The 21,814-nt window shown below is 44.4% G+C and carries 21 protein-coding genes; 5 read left to right on the top strand and 16 right to left on the bottom strand.

Annotated features, from left to right (window positions below):
• Positions 1-85 precede the first annotated feature (85 nt).
• A complete protein-coding gene (locus I2H74_RS07935) occupies positions 86-1,138 on the bottom strand; it encodes a PDZ domain-containing protein (protein WP_195573059.1) in 1,053 nt (350 codons plus the stop codon).
• A gap of 125 nt (positions 1,139-1,263) precedes the next feature.
• Between I2H74_RS07935 and I2H74_RS07930 the strand changes: the two genes are divergently transcribed.
• Entirely contained in the window at positions 1,264-2,583 is a 1,320-nt protein-coding gene (locus I2H74_RS07930) for a nucleoside recognition domain-containing protein (RefSeq protein WP_195573057.1), read from the top strand.
• A gap of 42 nt (positions 2,584-2,625) precedes the next feature.
• Here the strand turns inward: I2H74_RS07930 and coaD are convergent, their stop codons facing one another.
• The 14 genes from coaD to I2H74_RS07870 form a co-directional block, all read right to left on the bottom strand.
• Positions 2,626-3,129 (bottom strand): pantetheine-phosphate adenylyltransferase, encoded by a 504-nt coding sequence (gene coaD, locus I2H74_RS07925; protein WP_229106452.1) that lies wholly within the window; start codon positions 3,127-3,129, stop codon positions 2,626-2,628.
• Between the two features lie 20 nt (positions 3,130-3,149).
• Complete coding sequence (gene rsmD, locus I2H74_RS07920) at positions 3,150-3,728, bottom strand: 16S rRNA (guanine(966)-N(2))-methyltransferase RsmD (RefSeq protein WP_195573055.1); 579 nt, start codon at positions 3,726-3,728, stop codon at positions 3,150-3,152.
• 335 nt (positions 3,729-4,063) lie between these two features.
• On the bottom strand, positions 4,064-4,639 hold the full coding sequence (locus tag I2H74_RS07915; RefSeq protein WP_195573053.1) for an NAD(P)H-dependent oxidoreductase: 576 nt from the start codon (positions 4,637-4,639) through the stop codon (positions 4,064-4,066).
• A 940-nt stretch (positions 4,640-5,579) separates the two neighbouring features.
• Positions 5,580-5,705, bottom strand: a complete 126-nt coding sequence (locus I2H74_RS24985) for a hypothetical protein (RefSeq protein WP_267490715.1) — start codon at positions 5,703-5,705, stop codon at positions 5,580-5,582.
• Complete coding sequence (locus I2H74_RS25255) at positions 5,686-6,216, bottom strand: accessory gene regulator ArgB-like protein (protein WP_420707422.1); 531 nt, start codon at positions 6,214-6,216, stop codon at positions 5,686-5,688. The genes I2H74_RS24985 and I2H74_RS25255 overlap by 20 nt, the downstream gene beginning before the upstream one ends.
• The gene (locus tag I2H74_RS07905; protein ID WP_195573049.1) at positions 6,167-6,880 is read right to left on the bottom strand and encodes a hypothetical protein; all 714 of its coding nucleotides are present in this window, start codon (positions 6,878-6,880) and stop codon (positions 6,167-6,169) included. Before I2H74_RS07905 ends, I2H74_RS25255 begins: the two co-directional genes overlap by 50 nt.
• Before the next feature lie 351 nt (positions 6,881-7,231).
• On the bottom strand, positions 7,232-7,363 hold the full coding sequence (locus I2H74_RS24980) for a hypothetical protein (protein ID WP_267490714.1): 132 nt from the start codon (positions 7,361-7,363) through the stop codon (positions 7,232-7,234).
• On the bottom strand, positions 7,360-7,806 hold the full coding sequence (locus I2H74_RS07900; RefSeq protein ID WP_324254027.1) for an accessory gene regulator B family protein: 447 nt from the start codon (positions 7,804-7,806) through the stop codon (positions 7,360-7,362). The genes I2H74_RS24980 and I2H74_RS07900 overlap by 4 nt, the downstream gene beginning before the upstream one ends.
• Before the next feature lie 19 nt (positions 7,807-7,825).
• The gene (locus I2H74_RS07895) at positions 7,826-8,521 is read right to left on the bottom strand and encodes a hypothetical protein (protein WP_195573044.1); all 696 of its coding nucleotides are present in this window, start codon (positions 8,519-8,521) and stop codon (positions 7,826-7,828) included.
• Between the two features lie 382 nt (positions 8,522-8,903).
• Entirely contained in the window at positions 8,904-9,848 is a 945-nt protein-coding gene (locus tag I2H74_RS07890) for an alpha/beta hydrolase (protein ID WP_195573042.1), read from the bottom strand.
• Positions 9,849-10,047: 199 nt separating this feature from the next.
• Entirely contained in the window at positions 10,048-11,319 is a 1,272-nt protein-coding gene (gene hflX, locus I2H74_RS07885) for a GTPase HflX (protein ID WP_195573454.1), read from the bottom strand.
• A gap of 230 nt (positions 11,320-11,549) precedes the next feature.
• The gene (locus tag I2H74_RS07880; RefSeq protein WP_229106451.1) at positions 11,550-12,872 is read right to left on the bottom strand and encodes a translocation protein TolB; all 1,323 of its coding nucleotides are present in this window, start codon (positions 12,870-12,872) and stop codon (positions 11,550-11,552) included.
• A gap of 71 nt (positions 12,873-12,943) precedes the next feature.
• On the bottom strand, positions 12,944-13,774 hold the full coding sequence (locus I2H74_RS07875; protein ID WP_229106450.1) for a GAF domain-containing protein: 831 nt from the start codon (positions 13,772-13,774) through the stop codon (positions 12,944-12,946).
• Positions 13,775-14,041: 267 nt separating this feature from the next.
• On the bottom strand, positions 14,042-14,701 hold the full coding sequence (locus I2H74_RS07870) for a YitT family protein (RefSeq protein ID WP_229106449.1): 660 nt from the start codon (positions 14,699-14,701) through the stop codon (positions 14,042-14,044).
• Between the two features lie 1,084 nt (positions 14,702-15,785).
• On the opposite strand from I2H74_RS07870, the gene I2H74_RS07865 reads away from it, so the two are divergent.
• Both I2H74_RS07865 and I2H74_RS07860 read left to right on the top strand, forming a co-directional pair.
• Complete coding sequence (locus tag I2H74_RS07865; protein ID WP_195573036.1) at positions 15,786-17,168, top strand: ABC transporter substrate-binding protein; 1,383 nt, start codon at positions 15,786-15,788, stop codon at positions 17,166-17,168.
• A gap of 66 nt (positions 17,169-17,234) precedes the next feature.
• Positions 17,235-18,857 (top strand): DUF4091 domain-containing protein, encoded by a 1,623-nt coding sequence (locus I2H74_RS07860; protein WP_195573034.1) that lies wholly within the window; start codon positions 17,235-17,237, stop codon positions 18,855-18,857.
• Positions 18,858-18,943: 86 nt separating this feature from the next.
• Here the strand turns inward: I2H74_RS07860 and I2H74_RS07855 are convergent, their stop codons facing one another.
• Positions 18,944-19,855: a sugar phosphate isomerase/epimerase gene (locus I2H74_RS07855; protein ID WP_195573032.1), complete on the bottom strand. Its 912-nt coding sequence runs from the start codon at positions 19,853-19,855 to the stop codon at positions 18,944-18,946.
• Positions 19,856-20,036: 181 nt separating this feature from the next.
• Here I2H74_RS07855 and I2H74_RS07850 point away from each other — a divergent pair, with 181 nt between their 5' ends.
• Positions 20,037-21,149: a glycosyltransferase family 61 protein gene (locus I2H74_RS07850; protein WP_195573030.1), complete on the top strand. Its 1,113-nt coding sequence runs from the start codon at positions 20,037-20,039 to the stop codon at positions 21,147-21,149.
• An 86-nt stretch (positions 21,150-21,235) separates the two neighbouring features.
• A complete protein-coding gene (locus tag I2H74_RS07845) occupies positions 21,236-21,799 on the top strand; it encodes an undecaprenyl-diphosphatase (protein WP_195573028.1) in 564 nt (187 codons plus the stop codon).
• Positions 21,800-21,814: the final 15 nt, after the last annotated feature.

Here is a 21,814-nt window from a genome sequence, read left to right as displayed (position 1 = left end):
GCTGATCCCCATAGAAGGATCAGCCTCTTCTTTTATTTTGTTGCTACGCGATAACTCCGATCATGGTATTCGAAGTAGGCCAGCCTTATTTTCCATAAGACTGAATCGCCTTTAAAGCATCCTGAAGCGTGCTTACAGGTACGACCTTCATCTTTGTATCCATCTTGTCTACTTTGGCCTTCGCCTCTTTGTAGTTGCCCTCAGGTGCAAGGAACAGCTCAGCGCCTTCACGGTCTGCGGCTACTACCTTGTGCTGAATGCCTCCAATAATTCCGACTTGGCCATCTGGCGTAATCTCACCTGTACCGGCGATCCGCAGTCCTCTTGTCAAATCACCTGGCGTTAAACGGTTGATGAGTTCCAAGGTAAACATCAAGCCAGCTGAAGGACCACCAATATTATTGTCTTTAAACGTAATGCTGTGCCCTTCATTTGCCGGTACAATCTCGGTCTTCTCCCCGAATTGAATGCCAAAGCCGACTTGCTTCTTCGTCTTATCGGCGCTTGACACAAAGGATACGAGCGTTGCTGTTGCCTTCTCCTGTATTCCGTCTCGTTCGACAATAACGTTAAGCGTGTCCCCTTCGCGGTACGTTTTAATCACATCCTGAAGGTCCTTCACTTTGTTGACGCGATGCCCTTCCACCTCAATGATTCGATCATTGGTCTTTAACGTATTTTTCGCGATATCCGGCAGATTAGCAATGACATACAAGCCCATATTCTCCACGGTATACGGAATCTTTGCGTAATTATAGGCCGCAAGAATGGCATTGCTTTGGGATCCGGTCATACTGAACACAAGCTCTGTATTGTACTCCGCCTCGCTTCGCCCTCGCAGCGTATCTTCCTTTTTCGCAATCTGAGCATTGTCATTAAACGAGTTGATTCCGAGCAGGGCTATATTCGCATAAGTCCTTCTTACTGTAGTCAGCATGAAGGTCCCTTTCTCTGTCTCATCTCCCTGCCGAACCTCAACCATGGGCTTAATCTCTTCTGCACTGCCTGGTGTATAAATGACATATGGAGTAGGCATGAAAACAACGACATACACCACAAGCAAGCAAACGATGAGCCAGCGCCATACCGCCCAATTCCCCCGTTTATACCTCTGATCTTGCATTCGTTTTTCTACCATTGCATGAACGCCTCCTCCGTGCAGGTCTAAAGCCCGTCCTCTTTACGTAAATATAGATTACGGTCATTTGCGTCAAGCTATTCCTTTTTTTCATGGCCAGCCAACTCTGCTCTGAGGTGAACATAATGAAGCAAACCAGGCTTTTTCAACAGCCATTGAACAAACGTCCCATCTACACGCTCACTGCGGGGGGAACAGCTCTCCTACTGGTCTTTTGTATCATCGCCTATCCAGATGAAGCCTTTCAAGCGTCGCTACAAGGCTTAAAAGTATGGTGGAATATGATCTTTCCGGCATTGCTGCCTTTTCTTATTTTGTCCCAAATGCTCATGGCCTATGGTTGGGTACATGGATTAGGCGTGCTGCTCGATCCGCTTATGCGCCTCTTGTTTCGTCTTCCAGGAGTGGGCGGTTGGGCATGGGCAGCGGGATGGACTGCGGGATATCCCGCTGGAGCCGAGGCTGTCGTTACCTTGCGCAAGCAGCAGCTCGTCAGTCAATCCGAAGCGGAACGGCTTCTGATCTTGTCTCACGCCAGCAGTCCTGTCTTTATGATTGCTGTTGTCGGCGTCGGCTTTATGCAAGCCGCCAATACGGGCTTGACGATTGCGATCGTTCACTGGTTGTCCGCTATGCTCGTGATGCTCCTGCTTCGCATTTTTGGAAAACATCCATTATCTTTGTCAGCTTCTCGGAATAAAGATAAACGCACCGTACGAATATCGGACAAGTCAGGTACTACCGAAGACAGAACGTTTAGCCAACCATCACTCGGCAAACGCATCATGAATGCGATGGAGCAGGCTCATCGCGCAGATGGCAGACCACTTGGCAGGCTTCTTGGCGAAGCAACGGCATCCTCTGTCCAAACCTTAATGATGATCGGCGGATATATGATGATCTTCTCGGTCATTATCCAAGTGATGAGACTGGCCATCCCTCAGCAATTCGGGAGCATCCTATTAAATGGCATATTTGAAGTGAACCTTGGCGCTTTTGCCATCAGCAATCTAACCCTCAAATCCCCTGTATTCCAAGCGGCATTAGTGAGCGCCGTTATCGCTTGGAGCGGCTTTAGCGCACACTTGCAGGTTCATAGTCTGATCAAGCAGACAGATATTCGTTTTGCAAGCTTTGTGAAAGCAAGGCTGCTGCATGCCGTCATCGCCTTTGGCTTGACCTATTTGTGTTGGTATCCTTTACAGAGATGGCTGCTTCAATGGGAAGGAGCCATGCCAACCATGAGTGCGATCGGCTCCGAAATGAATGCATCGCCATCGATGATAACTGAGCTAAATCAATGGTTCATGCTTATTGCATCTGGCGAAGGCTGGCGACAAGTCCCGATGCTTTTCATCCTTGTCATCAGCATGATCTTAACCTTCATTATCGTTAGCATCATCACAAGGTTTATTACTCGTGGTACAACGAACTTGTACAATTGATCATGCTTTCGTTCCATTCTATGGCTACTTATTATGTACCCGTTATCGATTGAATTTGACACGCATTGCCTGTTCCACTTCTGGCGTAACGAATTCCGATACATCGCCATCAAAATAGGCAATTTCTTTCACCATGCTGGAGCTTAGGAACGAATACTTTGGATTCGTCATCATAAAGATGGTCTCTACCTTAGGATTAAGCTTCCGATTGGTTGAGGCCATCTGCAGCTCGTATTCAAAGTCAGTTACGGTACGAATTCCACGTACAATGACATTGGCATTCTTTTGCACAACGTACTGAACGGTTAGATCACGAAAGCTGTCCACCTCGACATTTGGAAGGTGACTTGTCACGGTACGCATAAGGTCCATGCGCTCTTCAACGGTAAACAGCGGGTTTTTTTTCAAATTGTTAAGGACGGCTACCACCAATTTGTCATATTGCCTTGAGGCCCGTTCGATAATATCCAAATGTCCAAGGGTAACGGGATCGAAGCTTCCAGGGTAGACGGCGATGCGGGGTACTCGTTCGATTGATGTTGTCAACTTATCCATCTCCTCTGCCATTACAATGCCTCACTTGAATCCGGTTCTTCAGCTGTACGATATATACTTAAAGTGGTATCACCGTACTTTGCTTGTTTCCAGCTCGTGAAGGATTGGATGGTCTCTGGGTATTGATGTGCAGAATCGTGCTCAATAACAATAATTGATGCTGGTGTCAGCATTTGAAGATCAATCATCGTTGCAAGCAGCTGATCTGCATCTGTGAAGCGATACGGAGGGTCCATAAAGACAAGGTCAAACTTACTTCCCCTTTTCTCAAGAGCTTTAAGCGCCCGTTTCGCATCATTGCGGTAGATCTCAGCTTGATTCTCAACAGAAGCCGTTTTAACATTATATCGAATCGTATCTATCGCCTTCGGATCCATATCAATAAAGATGGCTTTGTCCATTCCTCGACTTAAAGCTTCGATGCCTAGACCTCCTGTACCTGCAAACAAGTCCAGCACCATTCCACCCTCGAAATAAGGCCCGATCATGCTGAACAACGCTTCTTTCACTTTATCCGTAGTCGGACGGGTATTCATGCCTGGCACGGCCTTCAACGCTCGTCCTCTTGCTGTTCCGGATATGACTCGCACAACTTTTCACCACATTTCCTATACATCGTATTACTTTTAGCATCTTATATTGCTGACGTTTATCGTACCATATTTTTTAGCTGTTAATAAAGACAACTGTATAAATGAACATCATTCCATATATCTCCTGTTGGTTAGGTATCTATCATGAGAAGCCTCGATCAAGGTCATTCAAAGATGAGCAACCGCATCTAGAGATGAATTTTATCGTAAAATCGAGCTTTGGCCCCGTCTAGAGGACGAAACTTATAAATTCAAATACGGTGAAAAGCCCCCATTCTTCATAGGAACGGAGGCGTTATATATGTCGTGCATGAATAGTTGGAAACGTCGCATTACTTAGAGAGGACAGCCTTAACCTCTTCAAGCATTTGCTCTCGAGTCGCATCCTCCACCGTCGTTACAGACGTAAAGTATTTGTGCTCTTTGACTTGAATACCAACAAAATCAAAGATTCCTTCATCTACCGTTTTCCTCATTGCTTCGAACATGCCCGCATGATTATAATGTTCTTCGGTGTTGCCCATTGTCGTAAACAAAATGGCTTGTTTCCCCGTCAACAGCTTCTGCAAACCATTACCGTCCATGCTGTATGCAAAACCATAGGAAAAGACCCGATCAATATATCCTTTTAAAATGGCTGGCATCGATGCCCACCAAAGTGGATAAATGACAACAAGCGCTTCTGCCCATGTGAGCAGGTCTTGTTCAGCTTTAACGTCGTCACTGACTTGCCCTTCCTTAGAGCTTTTGAAATCTTCAACGCTTAATATAGGATTTAAAACTTTCTCGTACAAATCCCGAACTTTAACCTCATGTCCCGCTTCCTCAAGCGCCTGCACTGCCTTGTTCTTGATCGCATACGTAAAGCTGTCCGGATTCGGATGAGCGGTCAATACGACATATTTCATGTGTGTCGATATCCTCCTTCAATGGTTTAGCACATTCTCTAATTAAGATGTGTAGGATATCGAATTCCAATTCTTTATGGCTCTGAGACAATTCGTCATGCAAGGATCGTGATTAATCTAAAAAAGACTTAACGATTTTTCTCACCTCACGTATAAAACTCAGGTATCCGGTTATCCTGTAAGTATCGACATCATCGAATGTCGTAGACAACCGCGGAGAAGACTTACGTTTCCCCATAAGCTCTTCGTCCGGTTTCTCCTCTCCCATGAGAGCGCCCTAGAAATAGGGCGCTCAATTATTTTCTCCACAATCTTTGATATATAAGGGATCTTATTCTTAAAGGATTGTTTCCTCTATTTCAAGGTAGTAAACGGGATGGCAAATTGGTTTTTGTTTACTCAGTGCAATAAATGACCCCTTTTTATTTATTGCAACCCTCAGATGCTTCCCCATCTCTAAACATACTCATGCGTGTTTACTTTACGATATTTTTTGTTTCCATTATATATACGTTCATTCTGTAAGACATTTAAGTGGTGCTATCGTTTAGAACTTTAACCTTCCTCCAAACCTCATCCACCTTATTTAATTCATTATTACATACAAATTCATTTAATTATAAAATGTTCAGTAAATGATTTACTTGCTTGTGATTCAGATGTAAGATAATTGAATAAAATTCAAATATTTTTGGAGGTAAGCATGTCAATCATAACACCAATTGGTATGATTATGTTCATTGCTTCATTAGCTGCAATCTCTCTATTAATTTATCTGCTTCTAAAGAAATCCAAGAAATAACAGCCGAAATCATCAAAAGATCTTATTCATCATCGTCAATTCTGGTTGTTATTTAATCTTTGTCTTGTATTTAGCGCATATTAAAAAAGCTGACGAAATATCCCGCCAGCTCATCTCATTTTATTAAGATTAATTTATTCAATCTTTCTTTTTTAATGATTCAGGAAGTTTTTTACCGCCAAATACCGTTTTTCCATTGACTGCACTTTTTTCAGCGCTTTTTTCAATATATTTAATCAATAAATCAGCAATATTTTTTTTCAATTTCCTTTTCCCCTTTCAAAGGCAATAATGTGAGTGTCTGTATGAAGAATGCTATAGCCATGATACTTGAATGAAACAAGAAGTTCATTGCTACAATCACGAGAGAGATAAACTTGTATCTTTTATATGGTTTTTCAATAGCTAACTCTTCGAACCAATTAGGAGCTCGAAACAGAGTTAGGATTAAACTACATACGTTTAATATGAGAATCATCCATTTAGATAATGAAATCAAGGGAATGATTGTACATGTAATAGAAGTCATAAACATACAGATCGTTAGTGATTTGAAATGTATACCGCCTGAGTATCTTCTGAGTAATGTAAGACAAAAAAGTGCAAATAATGATTCTAACAGTTGATGCAGCATCAATCCTAATATCGTAGTTAAGAAGATAACCCCATACCAATTCAGTTTCATGGCTATGCCATACTCTATCAATTCCAAATCTACATCTGGATTATTTCTCTTCAGCTTCCTCGCCAAATGGTTCGATAAGGTGTCTAACACGCTCGTAATCTCCCTGATCTGAAAAGTAATACGCGATTCCAAACGTCGCCAATGATAGGGCAATAATGCCAAAATATTGGTTTGAAATTAGCAACCATAAGGTGAGCAATATTGTCACCGCTGAAAGAACCGCACTTATAATTGTGACGAGATGATGATATTCCAGATAGTTAATACGCTGTACAAAATCATGAGGAGGCTTTGATATAAAAGAAAAGCCTCTTCCTGTTTTCTTTAGAACTGCCGCAATAGTTAATGTAATACCGATTGAACTAAGTTGAATGAAATAAACCTCAAGACTGTTGTTCTCGAATATGACAGACTTGGTTACAATTCCAGATAGCGAAATCAAGTAATATACGATCATCTGTATTGAAATGTAAGCTGACAATCCAGAACCGACAATAAAAGCAGAAATATGGTATCTATACTTTAAGACATAGCGATAAAAGAACAGATAAACAACATATTGCACAGGTAAATCCCACACTTGTAAATCTAACTTCACACGCATTGTAAATGAGATTAAGGCAATAACAACGGTGCAGGCTAATAGCTGATAAAGATATTTTTTTATAGGGAGCTGATATAACTTTAAGGTTAAAGCATGTACAGCAAAGGAATCTAGAATGCTAAATAAAATATAGGTCAAAAAAGGGTTCAAGTTCTCACCACACTTAAGTTGATGTTACGACGTTTTATCGTATATACTCATATATTCATTTCTTGCGTGCAGCAATTTCACTATTCGTGATCTAAATACCACTTTACCCCACTTTTAAACTTATGAGTTAAGCTTCTTCATAAATGAGAGCCCACACGAGGTGGACTCTCTAGGCAGAGTTTGAGTTAGTAAATGTAATAAGCTCATTCTAACATCCATCCACTTCTGCACGCTCTTCCTTCCAAAACTATATATAATAGTGTCAATGATGCTTTGGAAGAAGGACCTGCTGTTTCATACAATTGAAGTTGATACTGTCTCTAAAACTCCCAAGCTAGACCTTAATTTTCACTATGAATGAGTGCGTTGTTTTAATTCTTTCGGCATCGGTTTAGCACCAATAGCAAGCTTAGTCGTTCTAGAATCACTCATCGCTTTTTTTTCTAGATATACAGCTAACTTTCGAGCTATTTTCTTCTTCATGTAGGTTCACCTCCCTTCCATGGAATGATTAATAATGCTTGTGCAAAAAAAGCAAGTCCAAGGATAGGTGAGTTGATTAACAGATTAGATGACACAATCGTTGTAGATATAAGTTTCATGTAAGGATCCCATTTTGAGGGATTCAAATCTTCCATTATATTAGGTGAAAATAGAATAAAGATAATGCAAGACAGCAATGTCAAAAATACCGTATGCTCCTCCTGAATACGGATAAGCGGAATCCATGCAAATAATAATGATGAAATGATGGCACATAATGTTAATGACTTCAAATGATAACCGCCAGAAAATTTTCTAACTGCGACAAAAGCTGCTAGCGCAAGGATTGTCTCATGAAAATGTCCTGTAAGCACACCAAGTATAGCCGTTAAGATCAGTGTAGCGATAAAGTTCAAGCGAATTCCTATCGCATATTCCAGCACTTCAAGACTTACTGTCGATTCAGGATCGCTTTTCTTGATTTCTCTCGATATATGCCTCGAAAGCATTTCTAGCATGATCATCAACTCGCTTGTGTGATAAGAAATATGAAATAATAAAACTAACACCCGCCAAAATGATGATGCTTAGCGTATTTCCTGAGTAAACTAATAAAATCGTAACGCTGATCGTTAAAAAAGAAAGCAATGTTGCCAATAAGATGGATCTATCAAGCTTTGAGCCTTGCTGAGCAGCACTTGTAACGAAACTAAAGCCACTTCTTGAAAGATGCAAATAAGCAGCAATCACTAAGCAACAGAGTTCAGCGAAGAACTGTAGCAAGTATACATACAAACCTGCATTATTTTTCAGTATACCTACGTCTGCGAGTCCAAATGTAGCAAATATCAGATACGCAGCTAGCTGTAACGATAGAAACATAGAAGCTCCTGCGCCTACGATAAATGCTGCATGATAATATTTCACTCTCAGAACCAAAATAAAAAAGAGAGAAATGAGAACATATTGTGCAGGAAAATCGAATTGTGGCACTTCGAAAACAACCCTCATCAGATAGGAGAAACAAGATAAACTTATGGCAAGCAAGATAATCTTCCACAGATGCTTTGCTAGCGGGAGCTTGTACATTTTACTTGTCAACGTAACAATAGCAATAACGTCGAGTGCGCCAAACAGAAAATACGGAACCGAAGACATTATAACTCCCCCTTCAATAAAAAAACGTTGATTCTTCGTTTATGTATATTGATCTTTTGCCCCTAGTCAAAAACTTGTGTCTCTATAAATCTTCTTTCACTTGAAATAATATCTTATATTGCGTCATGATTCTACATAATTAGACAAAAAAAGGCCGCGGGTCTCCAGCCTTTTCATAACATTGTCTATATTACCACGAGTGATAAGACCGTTATCATGGTATATTATTACCATTATAGCCGTTTCCTTCAAATATTCTACATGAGTCATGGTCAACTTTACAACATATCATACGGTTAACAATGCGGACGGTTTCACCCCATTTTCTGCATGATTGATCCGCTTAAACCTAACTTTGTTCCCTTGACATCATGAATCAAGCTTATTGAGTCACATATCTTGTTACAAATCCACAAGTACGATCCCGATAACCGTTATAATCAACAAGGACGGAAGCCCCATGGGCAGCACCGGGAACGAGCCACAGCTCCTTCTCACTGCTGCAATGCTCATGAAGCGGATGAACCATATGTGTAGGCACAAAGGTATCCTCCTCCCCATGAATGAACAGAATCGGCGTTCTCGCCCGCTTTACTTGCTCTAAAGCAGTCGCTTCTTTGAAGGAATAGCCGGCATGCAATCGACAAGCCAGACTTGTTGTATATAGCAAGGGAAAGCTAGGCAGCTTGAACATCTGCTTCAACTGATAGGTCAGTTCCTCATGGACAGAGGTATACGCGCAATCCGCCACGATTGCTTTTACTTGAGTGGGGAGCGCTTCGCCACTAGTCATAAGCACCGTTGCACCCCCCATCGACACGCCATGGAGCACAATTTCAACCTGGCCGTCAAAACGCTTCACAAAATGCTCAACCCATTTCAAAATATCCAAGCGATCATGCCAACCAAAGCCAATATAATCCCCCTCACTCTTCCCATGTCCTCGATTATCCGGCATAAACACATTAAAGCCCAGTGTATCATAATAAATCGCTGCATAGGTCGTCATATCAAGCCCTTGTCCAGAGTATCCATGAACCAATATCGCAAGTTTATCAGTAGGCTCTTTCGCTGCAAAAAAATAGCCATGCAGCTTTAAGCCATCATAAGCATTCACGCTCAATTCTTCGAAGGGGTGAGCCCTCCGCCATTCTTCATTCGCCTGAGCTTGCCTTTGCCACTCTCCCATTTCACCGAGATCTGAATTCTGCGCAAGGAACTCCTTATTTGTCCGTTTGATTGCTAACTTATACATATATTCGCTTACCGCTGCAATCGCACCGCCAGCCGACACGATCGCCGCTGTTGTTCCCAACACAATACTCATCTTTAGAACACCTCTCTTGCACGTTCATTTTCTTATCAATAAATTCGCTAATGTTATTATACGCAGATTTCGACTTTCAAATCTGTTTCAATATGTCGACTCCTTCTTTTCTTGAACACTTTAATTATAAACCTGTCTTTAGCCCTTAAAAAAACGACAGCCACTACCGACCATCGATAGTGGCTGTTCTTCATTTCATTCAAGCCTGAACAACATATTGCTGATATTTATTGTAGTCGCTAGTCTTTAACTCCAGCGTAAGCTTCGTGCCTGCTTCTTCATACTCGGTGCCAATCACATGAGCATGATCATTCAAATAAGAAACAAGCTGCCCCATCTCGTATGGAATCAGCATTTCACATTTTACATAATCCTTGAAGATATGCTGGCGAATGATCTTGACTAGTTCATCAATTCCTATGCCTTGCTTAGCGGACATATAAATATGATCGCCTTCTACCTTCGGAATCTGGATATCGAGCAGATCTGATTTGTTGTACACGAACACCACTTCGATGTCGCGAATGCCAATCTCATTCAAGGTTTCATTCGTAATGCGAATGAGTTCCTCTCGATTCTCATTGGCGTAATCCACTACATGAATGAGCAGATCCGCTTCGGCCACTTCCTCAAGCGTGGATCGGAAAGCCTTAACCAAGTGATGCGGGAGCTTACTGACAAAGCCAACCGTATCCGTTAATAAAAAGCTTTTGTTATCCGGCAGCGGCACCTCTCGCACCGAGGTATCCAATGTTGCAAAGAGCATATCCTTTTCAAACACCTGCTTGCCTGATTCTGGATTGAATCGATTCATCATCGCATTCATGACGGTGGACTTGCCCGCATTCGTGTAACCAACTAGAGATACGACGGGAAGCTCATTCTTCTTCCGCTGCTTGCGCTGGACTTGGCGATGAGCAACGAGGGTATCAAGCTCTCTTCTTAAAGCTGTGATCTTATCTTCGATGCGTCTGCGATCAAGCTCAAGTTTGGTTTCCCCGACACCTTTGTTCTTCGTACCGACTCCACCAGTCTGGCGGCCCAAGGATTCCCGAAGTCCAACCAATCTTGGCAGCATATATTGAAGCCTCGAAACCTCAACCTGAAGCTGTGCTTCTCGCGTCTTGGCACGTTCTGCGAAGATATCAAGAATTAGCAGCGTCCGGTCGATAACCTTGCAATCCAGATCCCGCTCAAGGTTGCGAATTTGCGAAGGAGACAGCTCATCGTTAAATACAACCAGATTGCCATCCAGCATAGAAAGCAAATCCTTTACTTCATCAATCTTACCTGTTCCAATATAGTGAGACGGATTGACCTTTTCGAGATTCTGAGTGATTTGACCCACCACTTCAACTTCACAGGCCTCCGCGAGATTACCGAGTTCCACCATGGAGTAGTCAAAGTCATAATTGCTTTGCTGATTAAGGTTTACACCTACTAATATCGCTCGTTGTGATTGTTCTGTCATCATCGTTATACCTCCGTAAGTTTAAGAATCGTTGGAAGTATAACTCATCAACGGTAGTAGATATAGAACTTGAAGCCCACTGTTCTGCATGCTCCCATCATATCTATTCACCCCTATCTGAGTACACCCTGTATCCCTTCCGGATACTATACAACACCCTCATCTTACCACAGCCAACCAATAGACTCCAACGGGAGAACAGACTCTAATTAATCTTTCCTAATCGCGATCTATTCATGTTCTGCTGGATACCACGACAGCACATCTGACCAATCCCATCGGTCATAGTAGGATGCAGGCATATCAATATGTTTAATGAACACCTTTGCTGGTCCTTCTGCAAGTTCCCGAATCCATACGTCAGCCCGTTTACGGTCCGTTCGAATCCAAGTCAGTTTAGTGGCATCAGGATTGACATATGGAAAGAAGTCTCCCCATTTCGGCGGCGGATCAGATAAGGTCCGCGCGTTCTGTCCAGCTATCCCCTGTTCCATCAGCTTCGGCATCGGCCGCTTTCCTTCGTCCTCATTCCAGGCTTCCTCCTTGGATCTAGCGACTACAAGACGATCGTTATCGATCCAGGCAAGGTCGCGATCCGCAAAGCCTGCCGGTGTCAGCACCTTGCTGTCAGATACCGGTGCTGTATGGATAGCAAGCTTTTTGTTTAAGTTGGCCATTCTTCCGCTGCCTGCTATATTAGCCAATCGCTCGGCGGATGGAGCCCACTTGAACCAATTGAACGCGTTCAGCATCGAATCAAACGTATAGAACCGCTTTCCGTCACGCGAAAGCATGCATAGCGTATTCCCGTCCGCTGATAATGACGCTGTAGGGGTCGCGACAAATGAGATCCACTGCTGATTAGAGGACCATTTGAATGGACTTGTGCCAATTGCAAAAAACTCCTCGTCCTGAGCAGGAAGGGTAAATAACAATTTCACCTTGCTTGGTTGGAGCTCGGCATCTGCTGGCACATCGTATAATTGGACCTGTGTCCATCCGGAAGGCAGCAGTTCAGCTTGAGTGGAGATTAGAAATCCTCGTCCATCCGGCTTCCAGCTGTAATTGCCAACTCCACTGATAACAGGCTTTAATTGCACTGAATCTTCAATCATCGAGCCATCATAAACACTAAGCAGCTTGCCTTCTTGTATGGCAAGTTCATTTCGAGCAGGCGACCATTGATAGGACTGCGACTGATCCGACAGCTTCAACGCACGCTTGCTTTTGAGCTGGTAAATCCAGCATTCTTTTTCTCTTAGCGTGTAGGCAAGCATGGTGCCATCTGCTGACCAGCGAGGACGAGCAACTGATTTTTCTCGAATCAGCCTTGATTCCTGCCCATTTATTTTCACCCACAGCTCACCTTGTCGTATAAAAGCAGCCCATGGCTCTTGTCCGTTTCGATTCGATCGTGTACCAGCAGATGCCCAGGCAGCAGGGCTAGCTGCAGCATTTAACCCTTCTGTACCGTAAACTCCTAGTAGGATTATTCCCACTAAAACGGTGAGTATCAGCTTTTTCCTATTTCCGACTATCTGGTATAAAAACATAACACTACCTCCCATATCCTGTATGAAAGGTAGTGTTTGTTATTTAGTAAAGGTTATTCCTCCGGTATGCACTAGGCTTCGACGTCTTCCCCATCCGTATAGCCGTTCTCAACAATATTCCCTGTGCCTACGGCTCGCATTGCCCATCGGTCAAATGATCGAGTATGCTCCGTCAGTACGCTGATGACAAGTCCTGCATAGATCTCTCCGATAGCCCTGCCTGCTTCATGAAAGGGCTCTAGTCCATCAATGGTCAGCACGCCAAAGTTTCCAAGCGGAAGGCACAATAACGCTTTGTAAGGACTTTTAGACTCGACATTTCGCTCCCAATCCTCATCCTTTGTGACATCTACAATTTGGACGATCGCCTGCTTGCGATAGCATCTGCCTGCCACTGAGCGATCCACATGCAGCGTTCGCTCGCCTACATAGTGCTTCGGGAAGCCTGCCGAAGAGAAGCGAAGCGTCAGCATCTGATCCTCATAGAGCCATATGCCGCATCGATGATGAACGCCAGGCTTGAGCTTCATATCAATCGCCAGCATATCGAGCATGCGCTGAAGAAGGAAGGATGATTCTGTTAGAACCAGGTACGGATCTTTAACGAGACGCAGGTCGTTAAACGTATTCAGGAACGATTCGAAGTTGCGAATAGCCGACAGGGTCTGCTGCACCTTTTGCTCGCTCTCCTCCTGCTTCTCGCGAAGAGCGTCTATTTTTTCCTGATAGCCATTCATCCGATCGTCTCTGCTTAACACATCGGCAATCATATCACTGAAGCGTTTATTGATATACAGCGTTTTAACGAAATAAAAAACGATACCGACAGCAATCACAATCGCGAACACTTGAAAGCTCCATGGCGGGAGCTTATCCAATATTCCTTTTAATACAGGCTCCATAAGCATCCCCTTCTTATCATCAGATATGGGTTAAGATAGGATGACGATTCTTGCTGCTCTTCAGCGCTGATTCGCTGATCTCTCCTTGAGTACCAGCATATGCGAGCCATTGGACGAACATGCATTCTATCTTTTAATGATCGCCTACTTTCACCATAAATGAAGAAAATACAATTAAAAAAAGCACACCACCCTTAAGGCAGCATGCTAGCAAACAGAAAAAGGAACCGCCTGTATCCACGATACACCGGTTCCTTGGATATTCAATTATCCGTGTTGATGCCGCACTGCTGTCGCAGGGGCTGGCTTCACCGAGCTTGTATGCGCACGGCGTGCTGTTCCCGCTTGCATCGTCCAAGTAATCACTTGTCCGGCAATGCTCACAGCCAGAATCGTATACAAGATATCCATCAGTGGCAGGAAGAATAATGATAGCAATAGTACCGCCACGTCGAATAGAATAAAAACAGTTCCTACACTTAACTTGGACACGCGACTTAGCATCAAGGCTAAAATATCGTCGCCGCCCGTTGCTCCGCCAAATCGAAGCACAAGTCCTGCGCCAAGGCCTGTCAAAAGACCTGAAAGCACCGCAGCCAAAAACATATTCGAACCAAAGTTAAGCACAATCGGTGAGAAGCGTTCGCATAGCTCATACGTGAGCGAGAACGTTCCCGTTGCAATGGCGGTATTCAGTATAAACTGACGACCGCTCAAAAACCAAGCCACAATAAACACCGGAATATCCAGCATTAATACCGTAAGAGCCGGCGACCAATCCAACGTATATTTTCCGATTAGCGCAAGTCCTACAAATCCGCCTTCCACCAAGTTATTCTGAAAATTGATGTGATAATAACTTACGGCAAGCAGAATCGATCCTAACAACATCCAACCTATCTTACGTAATTGTTCGTTTCTCCTCATCTTGATACCCTCTCGTCCTTCGCAATTGTTGTTTGCAACTGACGTGCAGGGTGCAATATGAGGAATTCATCCTTCGAATCATCATAAATTGTTCATCCTCCGCAGTCAGTCTGATTCGGTCCATAGACGTCAATCAAATCTGCGAGAGGAGCTAGATGTAGGAAAGATCATAACGTTTCCAGATTGTCCTTTGGGGCATCATCCTTCGGGGACGCATTGGTATCCTGATCCTTTCTTCATGTGTATTTTGGGTTAACCTCAACTAACATTATTATACCACAATGTATATGCACTCCAAACCGGACCGATGCGGAAAATATCGCCCTTGTTTCATATATATCAAGATTAACCGCCACCTGATAAGCCAGGCCCTAGATAAGTTCAGCTTCCTGTTGGAAATACTCTGAAATGCTCCATCATCCATTGGATTTAAGGACTAATACCATCGAAAGAAATTCTTATACACGACGTTGATCCGCTGCTCCTTCGCCCACGCCACAAGCTCATCAGCGTGGAGGCTCCCTTGCTCTAAAAATCGAAACACTTATCGATGCGGGACCATCCTTCTGTTCACTGGAAGGATGCCTATCGCGGGTTCACGAAAATAGTGTGTCAGCATGATCTTCTGTATCTGTTCGGGGTTGAAGCTTGTAGTACCAAGCTGCAGTCGATCTTTATCTAAGACAAGCTTCCTTGACGTGCGATTTAGGTATGCAACCACTCTAATACATTCAAATGTAACTGCTGCGAAAATCAAAATCACAAGAGACATTAGCACCCAATTCTTTTCATGCCACACCCTTGTCAAAAGGTGAACATAATATGCGCCAAACAGCAGATAAACGAAAAAATGACTCCACCTCGCATCATATATAACCTGATAGCTCCGCTCCATATCTCTCCCCCTCCTTGTACTCGAAAACTCCCTATCTAATATAAAACACCAAGACCACTCACATGGTTGCACTGAATTAAAGCGCTGCTACTCGACTTAACACTAAATTAACACCCCCTTCCCTATAATGTAGTTGTCATGACTAGCTGTATCGAAGCAGTGCTCAAAAATAGAAAGGGGCTAAGGGATATGTCAAATCGAAAACGCTATCAAAGCATGCTGCTTATCGCCATCCTGCTGTTAACTGCGGTCTTCTCTGGCTGCTCATCCTCATCATCGAATTCATCAACAAATGCCTCACCGGGCGGCACAACAGAAACGAACACCAACTCTTCTACGTCGGAACCAGCCGATGAAGGGAGCGATGAGCCTGTTACGATCAAGATTTTGTATCCGTGGGGAAAAGATGCCTTTGAGCAGCGTTACCGCGGGATTGAAGATCTGCTGCCTCATGTAACCATTGAATTGGTTGATTCTCAAGCGCAAATGGAGCCGCTGCAGGAACTAAATGCCCAGAAGGTTGTACCGGACATTATTTTCGCCAACTGGGGACTTGATGCGCTCTTTGAGCTTGATATGATTGAGCCGCTGGATGAACTGATCGGGAAGCATCAATTTGACCTCAATACGCTTGATCCCTCTCTTGTAGCTTCCATGCGCGCCTTGGACAAAACGGGGCAAGGCCGTGTGCTTGGCTTCCCTATTCAATATAGTCCATACGGCATTTGGTATAACAAAGAGGTGTTCGATAAGTTCGGCATTGAATACCCTACTGAGCAGCTAACGTGGGACGAAGTCGTTGAGCTGGCCAAACAAATGACCGCTGAGCGTGACGGCGTACAGTATCGCGGGCTTGAGATGGGACCTGGTCTCGCTTCTGGAGAAGTAACCATTCCATTATCTCAGCTGGCGGTCAACCTAACCGATCCAGATACCGGTGAGGTGCTGATCGACAAGGAACCAGCCGTAACTCGATACTTGGAGCTCATGAAGAAGATTTATAGCATACCAGGCATTTTCAACGAAGATCCGGAAGCTCGAAAAGACTATGAATTTTCAAAGAAAAACGTAGGAATGATCGTATCCTGGATCGAATACTTACGCTGGGGAGTTGGCGATCCTGAAGTTGCAGCGAATATGGAGGCAGCCCCGCTACCGGTCTGGGGAGATGGTAATGAATCTGCTCCGCCTGCCGGCAGCAGCCTGCTTGTGATCAACAAATACAGTGAGCATAAGGATGCCGCCTTCAAGGTTCTGATGGCATATTTGTCCCCGGAACATCAAACGGCACTTGCTAAGATTGGCGATGCTCCACCGCTGTTTAACAACGAGGAAGTCGTTAGTCACTTTGGCGAGGAGGTAGAGGTGTTTATGGATAAAAATGTATCCGCCTTCTATGCAGTTCCGCCTGCTCTTCCTCCGGCTAAGATCAGCCAGTGGGACAAATATGTGGATATTGCAGGCTCCATGCTGAAATTCTCCACTTCGGACATGGATATTGCCTCATTCTTGCGTGAGCTTAAGGAAGAATCGCAGATTAAGATTACAGAAGCCAAAAATCAACAAAACTAATGGATTCGCTGCCATTGCTTGATCCTAGCTAGCTCGTCACATCCAACGGATAAAGAGGTGATTATCATGAAGCTGCAAGTCTTTAGTGCAAATGAATGGCTCTATCCGGATCAGTCCGTGACCCAGCCTTTGTCAGAAGAGGAACACATCTCGCTTATCAGCCCTCGCGGCTCTTTTGCCGGCTGCCAGCTGCTTTTCAACGACATACCTGAGCAGGCCGTACTGTCGTGGCAATTTCATCTGGCTAAGCACCCTGATGAGCATTCTCTAATCAGCCCGAATTTCACTCTTTACCAGCTTCTAGACGTTCAAGTCAATGAAAATACGGATGTGGACGTATCAACGGTTCCCGTCGGTACGCCGGCACCAGCCTATGTTACACGACAAGCTCCGTTCCGTGTCTATGACGCATTGCTCCCGGTATATGAGCATTGCACAGTCGAAACCTCTACCACGGCCTTTTATCTTTGCTGGCATATTCCAGAAGAAACAGCAGCAGGCAGATATCAGGGTGAAATCACATTAACCGTCAATAAGATGGCGCGGAAGCTCCCTGTTATGATCGAGGTGTTTTCAGCTGCGATTCCAGAAAAGGGACGGCTTAGCATCACCAACTGGTACTCCATCCATAATATCGCATCCAGGCACCAGCTAGAGCTCTGGTCTGAGAAGTTTTGGTCTATGGTGGAGCAGTATGGCAAAGCCATGAGACGCTGCAGGCAGACGCATTTTATGGTTGGCAGTTCCTTTATCGACGTTGTCTCCAATGAAGACGGCCAATATTCTTTTGATTTTTCAAAGGCCGAACGCCTCATCACGATGTTTTTGGAGCTTGGATTTACGCATATTGAAGGCGGGCATGTTGCAAGGCGAATCAACTGGGAAGACCCGACCTTTGTTCTAAGCACGAATGCCGATATTCAAGCTACATCCGTAGAAGGCTATGCCTTTTTGTCGCAATATTTGAAAGCTTGGCGAGATTGGCTTGCAAGCAAGGGCTGGCTCTCGCTTCTCGTGCAGCACGTCGCGGATGAACCTATCGAGCCCTCAGCCGCTGATTATCGCATCCTAACGGGAATCGTTCGGAAGTGGCTTCCAGATATTCCGCTAATCGATGCAGTCATCAATACCAGTGTTGCAGGCGCAGTCGATATATGGGTGCCTACCAATAAAGAATATGAGCTTCATCAAGAGGCGTATGAGAATTATCGTCAGCTTGGTGATACGCTATGGTTTTATACGTGCTGGAATCCTGGCGGCGACTACTTGAATCGCTTCCTCGACTTCCCGCTCCTTAAGACACGCTATCTGCATTGGGGAAATTACAAGTACAAGCTGGATGGGTATCTCCATTGGGGTTTAAACTATTATTTTAAGGACCAAGATCCCTTCGAATTGACCAATCCGCTGCTTGCCCCTCAAGTTCATAACCGGCGTGTGCCGGCTGGGGATACACACTTGGTCTACCCAGGACCCGAGGGACCGCTCCTCAGCATGAGATTGGAAGCCATGCGAGCAGGCGTAGAGGATTATGAGCTGTTGCGAAGTCTTGAAGCCTATAACGCTGAGCTTGCAGACGATATTCTGTCCTCTTGCATGATGAGCTTTAAAGAGGTGAATACAGATCCTGCCGCATTCGATAAGGCATACCGTCGCTTGCTTGAGTCACTATCTGCTTATGTCATATGACGACTTAACCCTATCCATGTAAAAAAGAACCCGGTTCGTCCTTCGTGATCATTCACGCTAGGGCACCGGGTCTTCATTTTCAACCTTTATCGTACATGAACTTCCTTATGAAGCAGCTCGTCCACCCATTGGTAGCATTGCTCCAGCTCCTCATCGGTAACCATGTGTGATGCATGCTCAAATTGTATCCATACATTTGGATTGCCATCTCGTATTGCTTGCAGCATCTCCTCAATTGGCGCCCACCCATCCTCTGGCTTCTGATTCGGAAGCACTGGATGACGATAATGAAGCTTCTCTCCATTTACATACTGAAAGTTCCATAAATGAACCAAGGCTGTATAAGAAGCAAAGCGTTGACATAGCTCGATGGGATCAAATTGTGGGTCCAGCACACTCTGCAAGTGCAGGCGTCCCGTATCTAAGCATAGACGGATTGTAGGATACTGGTCCAATAGACGCTCCAATCGATCACTTTGATAAATCCAACGTGTAACGGCGTCAAACTCTAAAATGGGCATAAAACCGTACTGCTTGCTTGTTTGCGTCAACCAGCTAAATAGTGCTTCTGTCGTCTCAAGCCAATGCTTTTCACTGGTTTCATCTGTAAACCGATATTCCGATTCATGATGGAAATGCCATTGCCCCCAGTCTACTTCTCGATCCAAAAGAACAGGCTTCGGATAATGGAAAAGAACATAAGCAGGACAAACGTGCTGAAGGTCTTTGAGCTCTTGTTCTACATGGCGATATACCGCAGCCCTTTCGACTTCGTCCAAACTCAGAAACGGGGCATCTCGGTAAGGAGCACGTCCTGCTCGTAAGGGAAAATGAACGCCAACCTGAAATTGCTGCGTCCTGGCCTCTTCCTGCAATCGATATACATCCTGATCCTTGTCTATCAAGCATGCCTCAACCCCAAAGAAATGGGGACGAAAATCACGCTTCATTTTATGCTCATCATAGCTCCCATATTGACCGATCAGATATCGCTTCATTGTAAACCTCCTAATTTTTATACACATAAGGGAGTTGGTAACGTATAGATCTAACTATCATTTTACAAAATTTGCTATAGGATTGTAAATCCCGCTCCCCTTTGTTCCGTTCAAATATAAAACACCGATTGTCTTCTATTGAATATGATTAATAGAAGACCAATGGATTGGAGGGCATCGGATGAGTCAGCTTAATTCCGCTCCCCCTAGAGGACATCTTACAACCTCTGAATGGATACAATCTCAGCATGGAATCTATGGTACAGGCAGATATCAGCCCTTCTCCTTTGGAGAATGGGTCCGATACTCCACAGCCACGAGCATTCATGAACCCATTCACCGTTACCTTTGGGGCTATGGACGCAGGCCGCTGCAAGGCTTTGTCGCTTCTATTCCAAATGGACGAGTATGGGGAGACTATGGAGCCATCATCACGCCTGATCATCTGCTGCTGTCTGATCTCTCGATTGATTATCATCCCCAGACGAATAAGGTCATTGAAGGCGATGGCCATTCGATCTTTCATTCTTGGAACCATCCTCCCTTGCAGCAGCTATCCGGTCGTGCCGCAGTACTCACCTTCTGTGGGGCAGGAAACTACTTTCATTGGCTGTATGACGTTCTGCCGAGACTCAAGATGCTGAAGAAGCATCACTACGATCATTTGGTTATCAATCCAAACCTATGGGCAGGCTTTTATTACGAAACGCTTGCCATGCTTGGTCTGCAGGAAGAGGCTATGATCAAAACATCCCCTGATACGTATATTCAAGCTAACGAGCTGATCGTTCCCTCTTGCATCATGCATGCCGAGTATCCAAAGTGGGCTACTGAGACCATCCGCAGCATGCTGCTATCCTATCGCGACAAATCTTTCAAATCCGCTGAGCGCATCTACATCAGCCGTAAGCAAGCCGGCATTCGCAAAGTTGTGAATGAAGAAGCCGTTCTTCGACTTCTCCATAAGCACGGCTTTGTCAGTTATGAATTGGAGTCGCTTAGTGTAGCGCAGCAAATTCAACTCTTTTCAAAAGCGAAAGCGATTATCTCTATTCATGGAGCTGCACTTACGAATCTAGCCTTTGCAAGCCCAGGTGCAAAGGTCATCGAGCTGTTTCATCCGGAGTATGTTATTCCAACCTATTGGATGATCAGCAATCATAATCAGCTTGAGTATTATTACATGCTTGGCGAAGGCCGTCATCGCGAGGGCTCCTCACACGTCGGGGAAGAAAATATTGAGATTGCACTGCCTTTGCTGAGAAAAACACTTGCTCTTGCAAAGATAAAATAATACAGCGCGACAAGGTATTTCTTTTAAGCAAATCTTAAGCTTCCTTCTTTATAATATGTAAAGCTTTTGTAAAGGAGGAAGTTCTATTGAATGAAACACTATTCCATTTTGTGAATCAATTTGCGGGAAGCAACGGTTTCCTGGATGATACAATGAAGTTTTTTGCAGGAAAGCTTGTATGGGTGATGATTGGAATCATGGCAGTGCTCTGGTTTACGGGCAAGCTTGAGAACCAGCGCATCGCCTTCAATAGCGTGTTGACAGCTATGCTTGCTTTAGGCATTGGGATGTTTGTTATTGGTCCAATGATTGACCATCCGCGTCCGTTTGTCAGTCTGACCGTCAATCAGCTCATTACGCATGACGCAGACCCATCATTCCCAAGCGATCACAGCACATTCGCCTTCTCGCTCGCCTTTGCTGCATTCCTCATTAAGCGTAAAATAGGCAGTGTACTGCTCGTTCTTGCAGCCTTAACCGGAATCGGGCGCGTATTCGTAGGCGTTCATTTTCCGTTCGATGTGATGGGCGGTATGGTTCTTGCTCTTATCTGCGCTTTTATTGTACACATTTTGCACCGCCAGACAGAACCTGCTCTCAAATGGTGTGTTCGACTCTATCGTAAAGTTACGTTCCAACGTCAAGCTTAGATCGAGTACATAGAG

This window comes from Paenibacillus sp. 1001270B_150601_E10 (genome assembly GCF_015558675.1).
GTDB lineage: Bacteria > Bacillota > Bacilli > Paenibacillales > Paenibacillaceae > Paenibacillus_B.
Note: the sequence above shows the minus strand (reverse complement) of the source record. Positions and strands in the feature narration are given on the sequence as shown.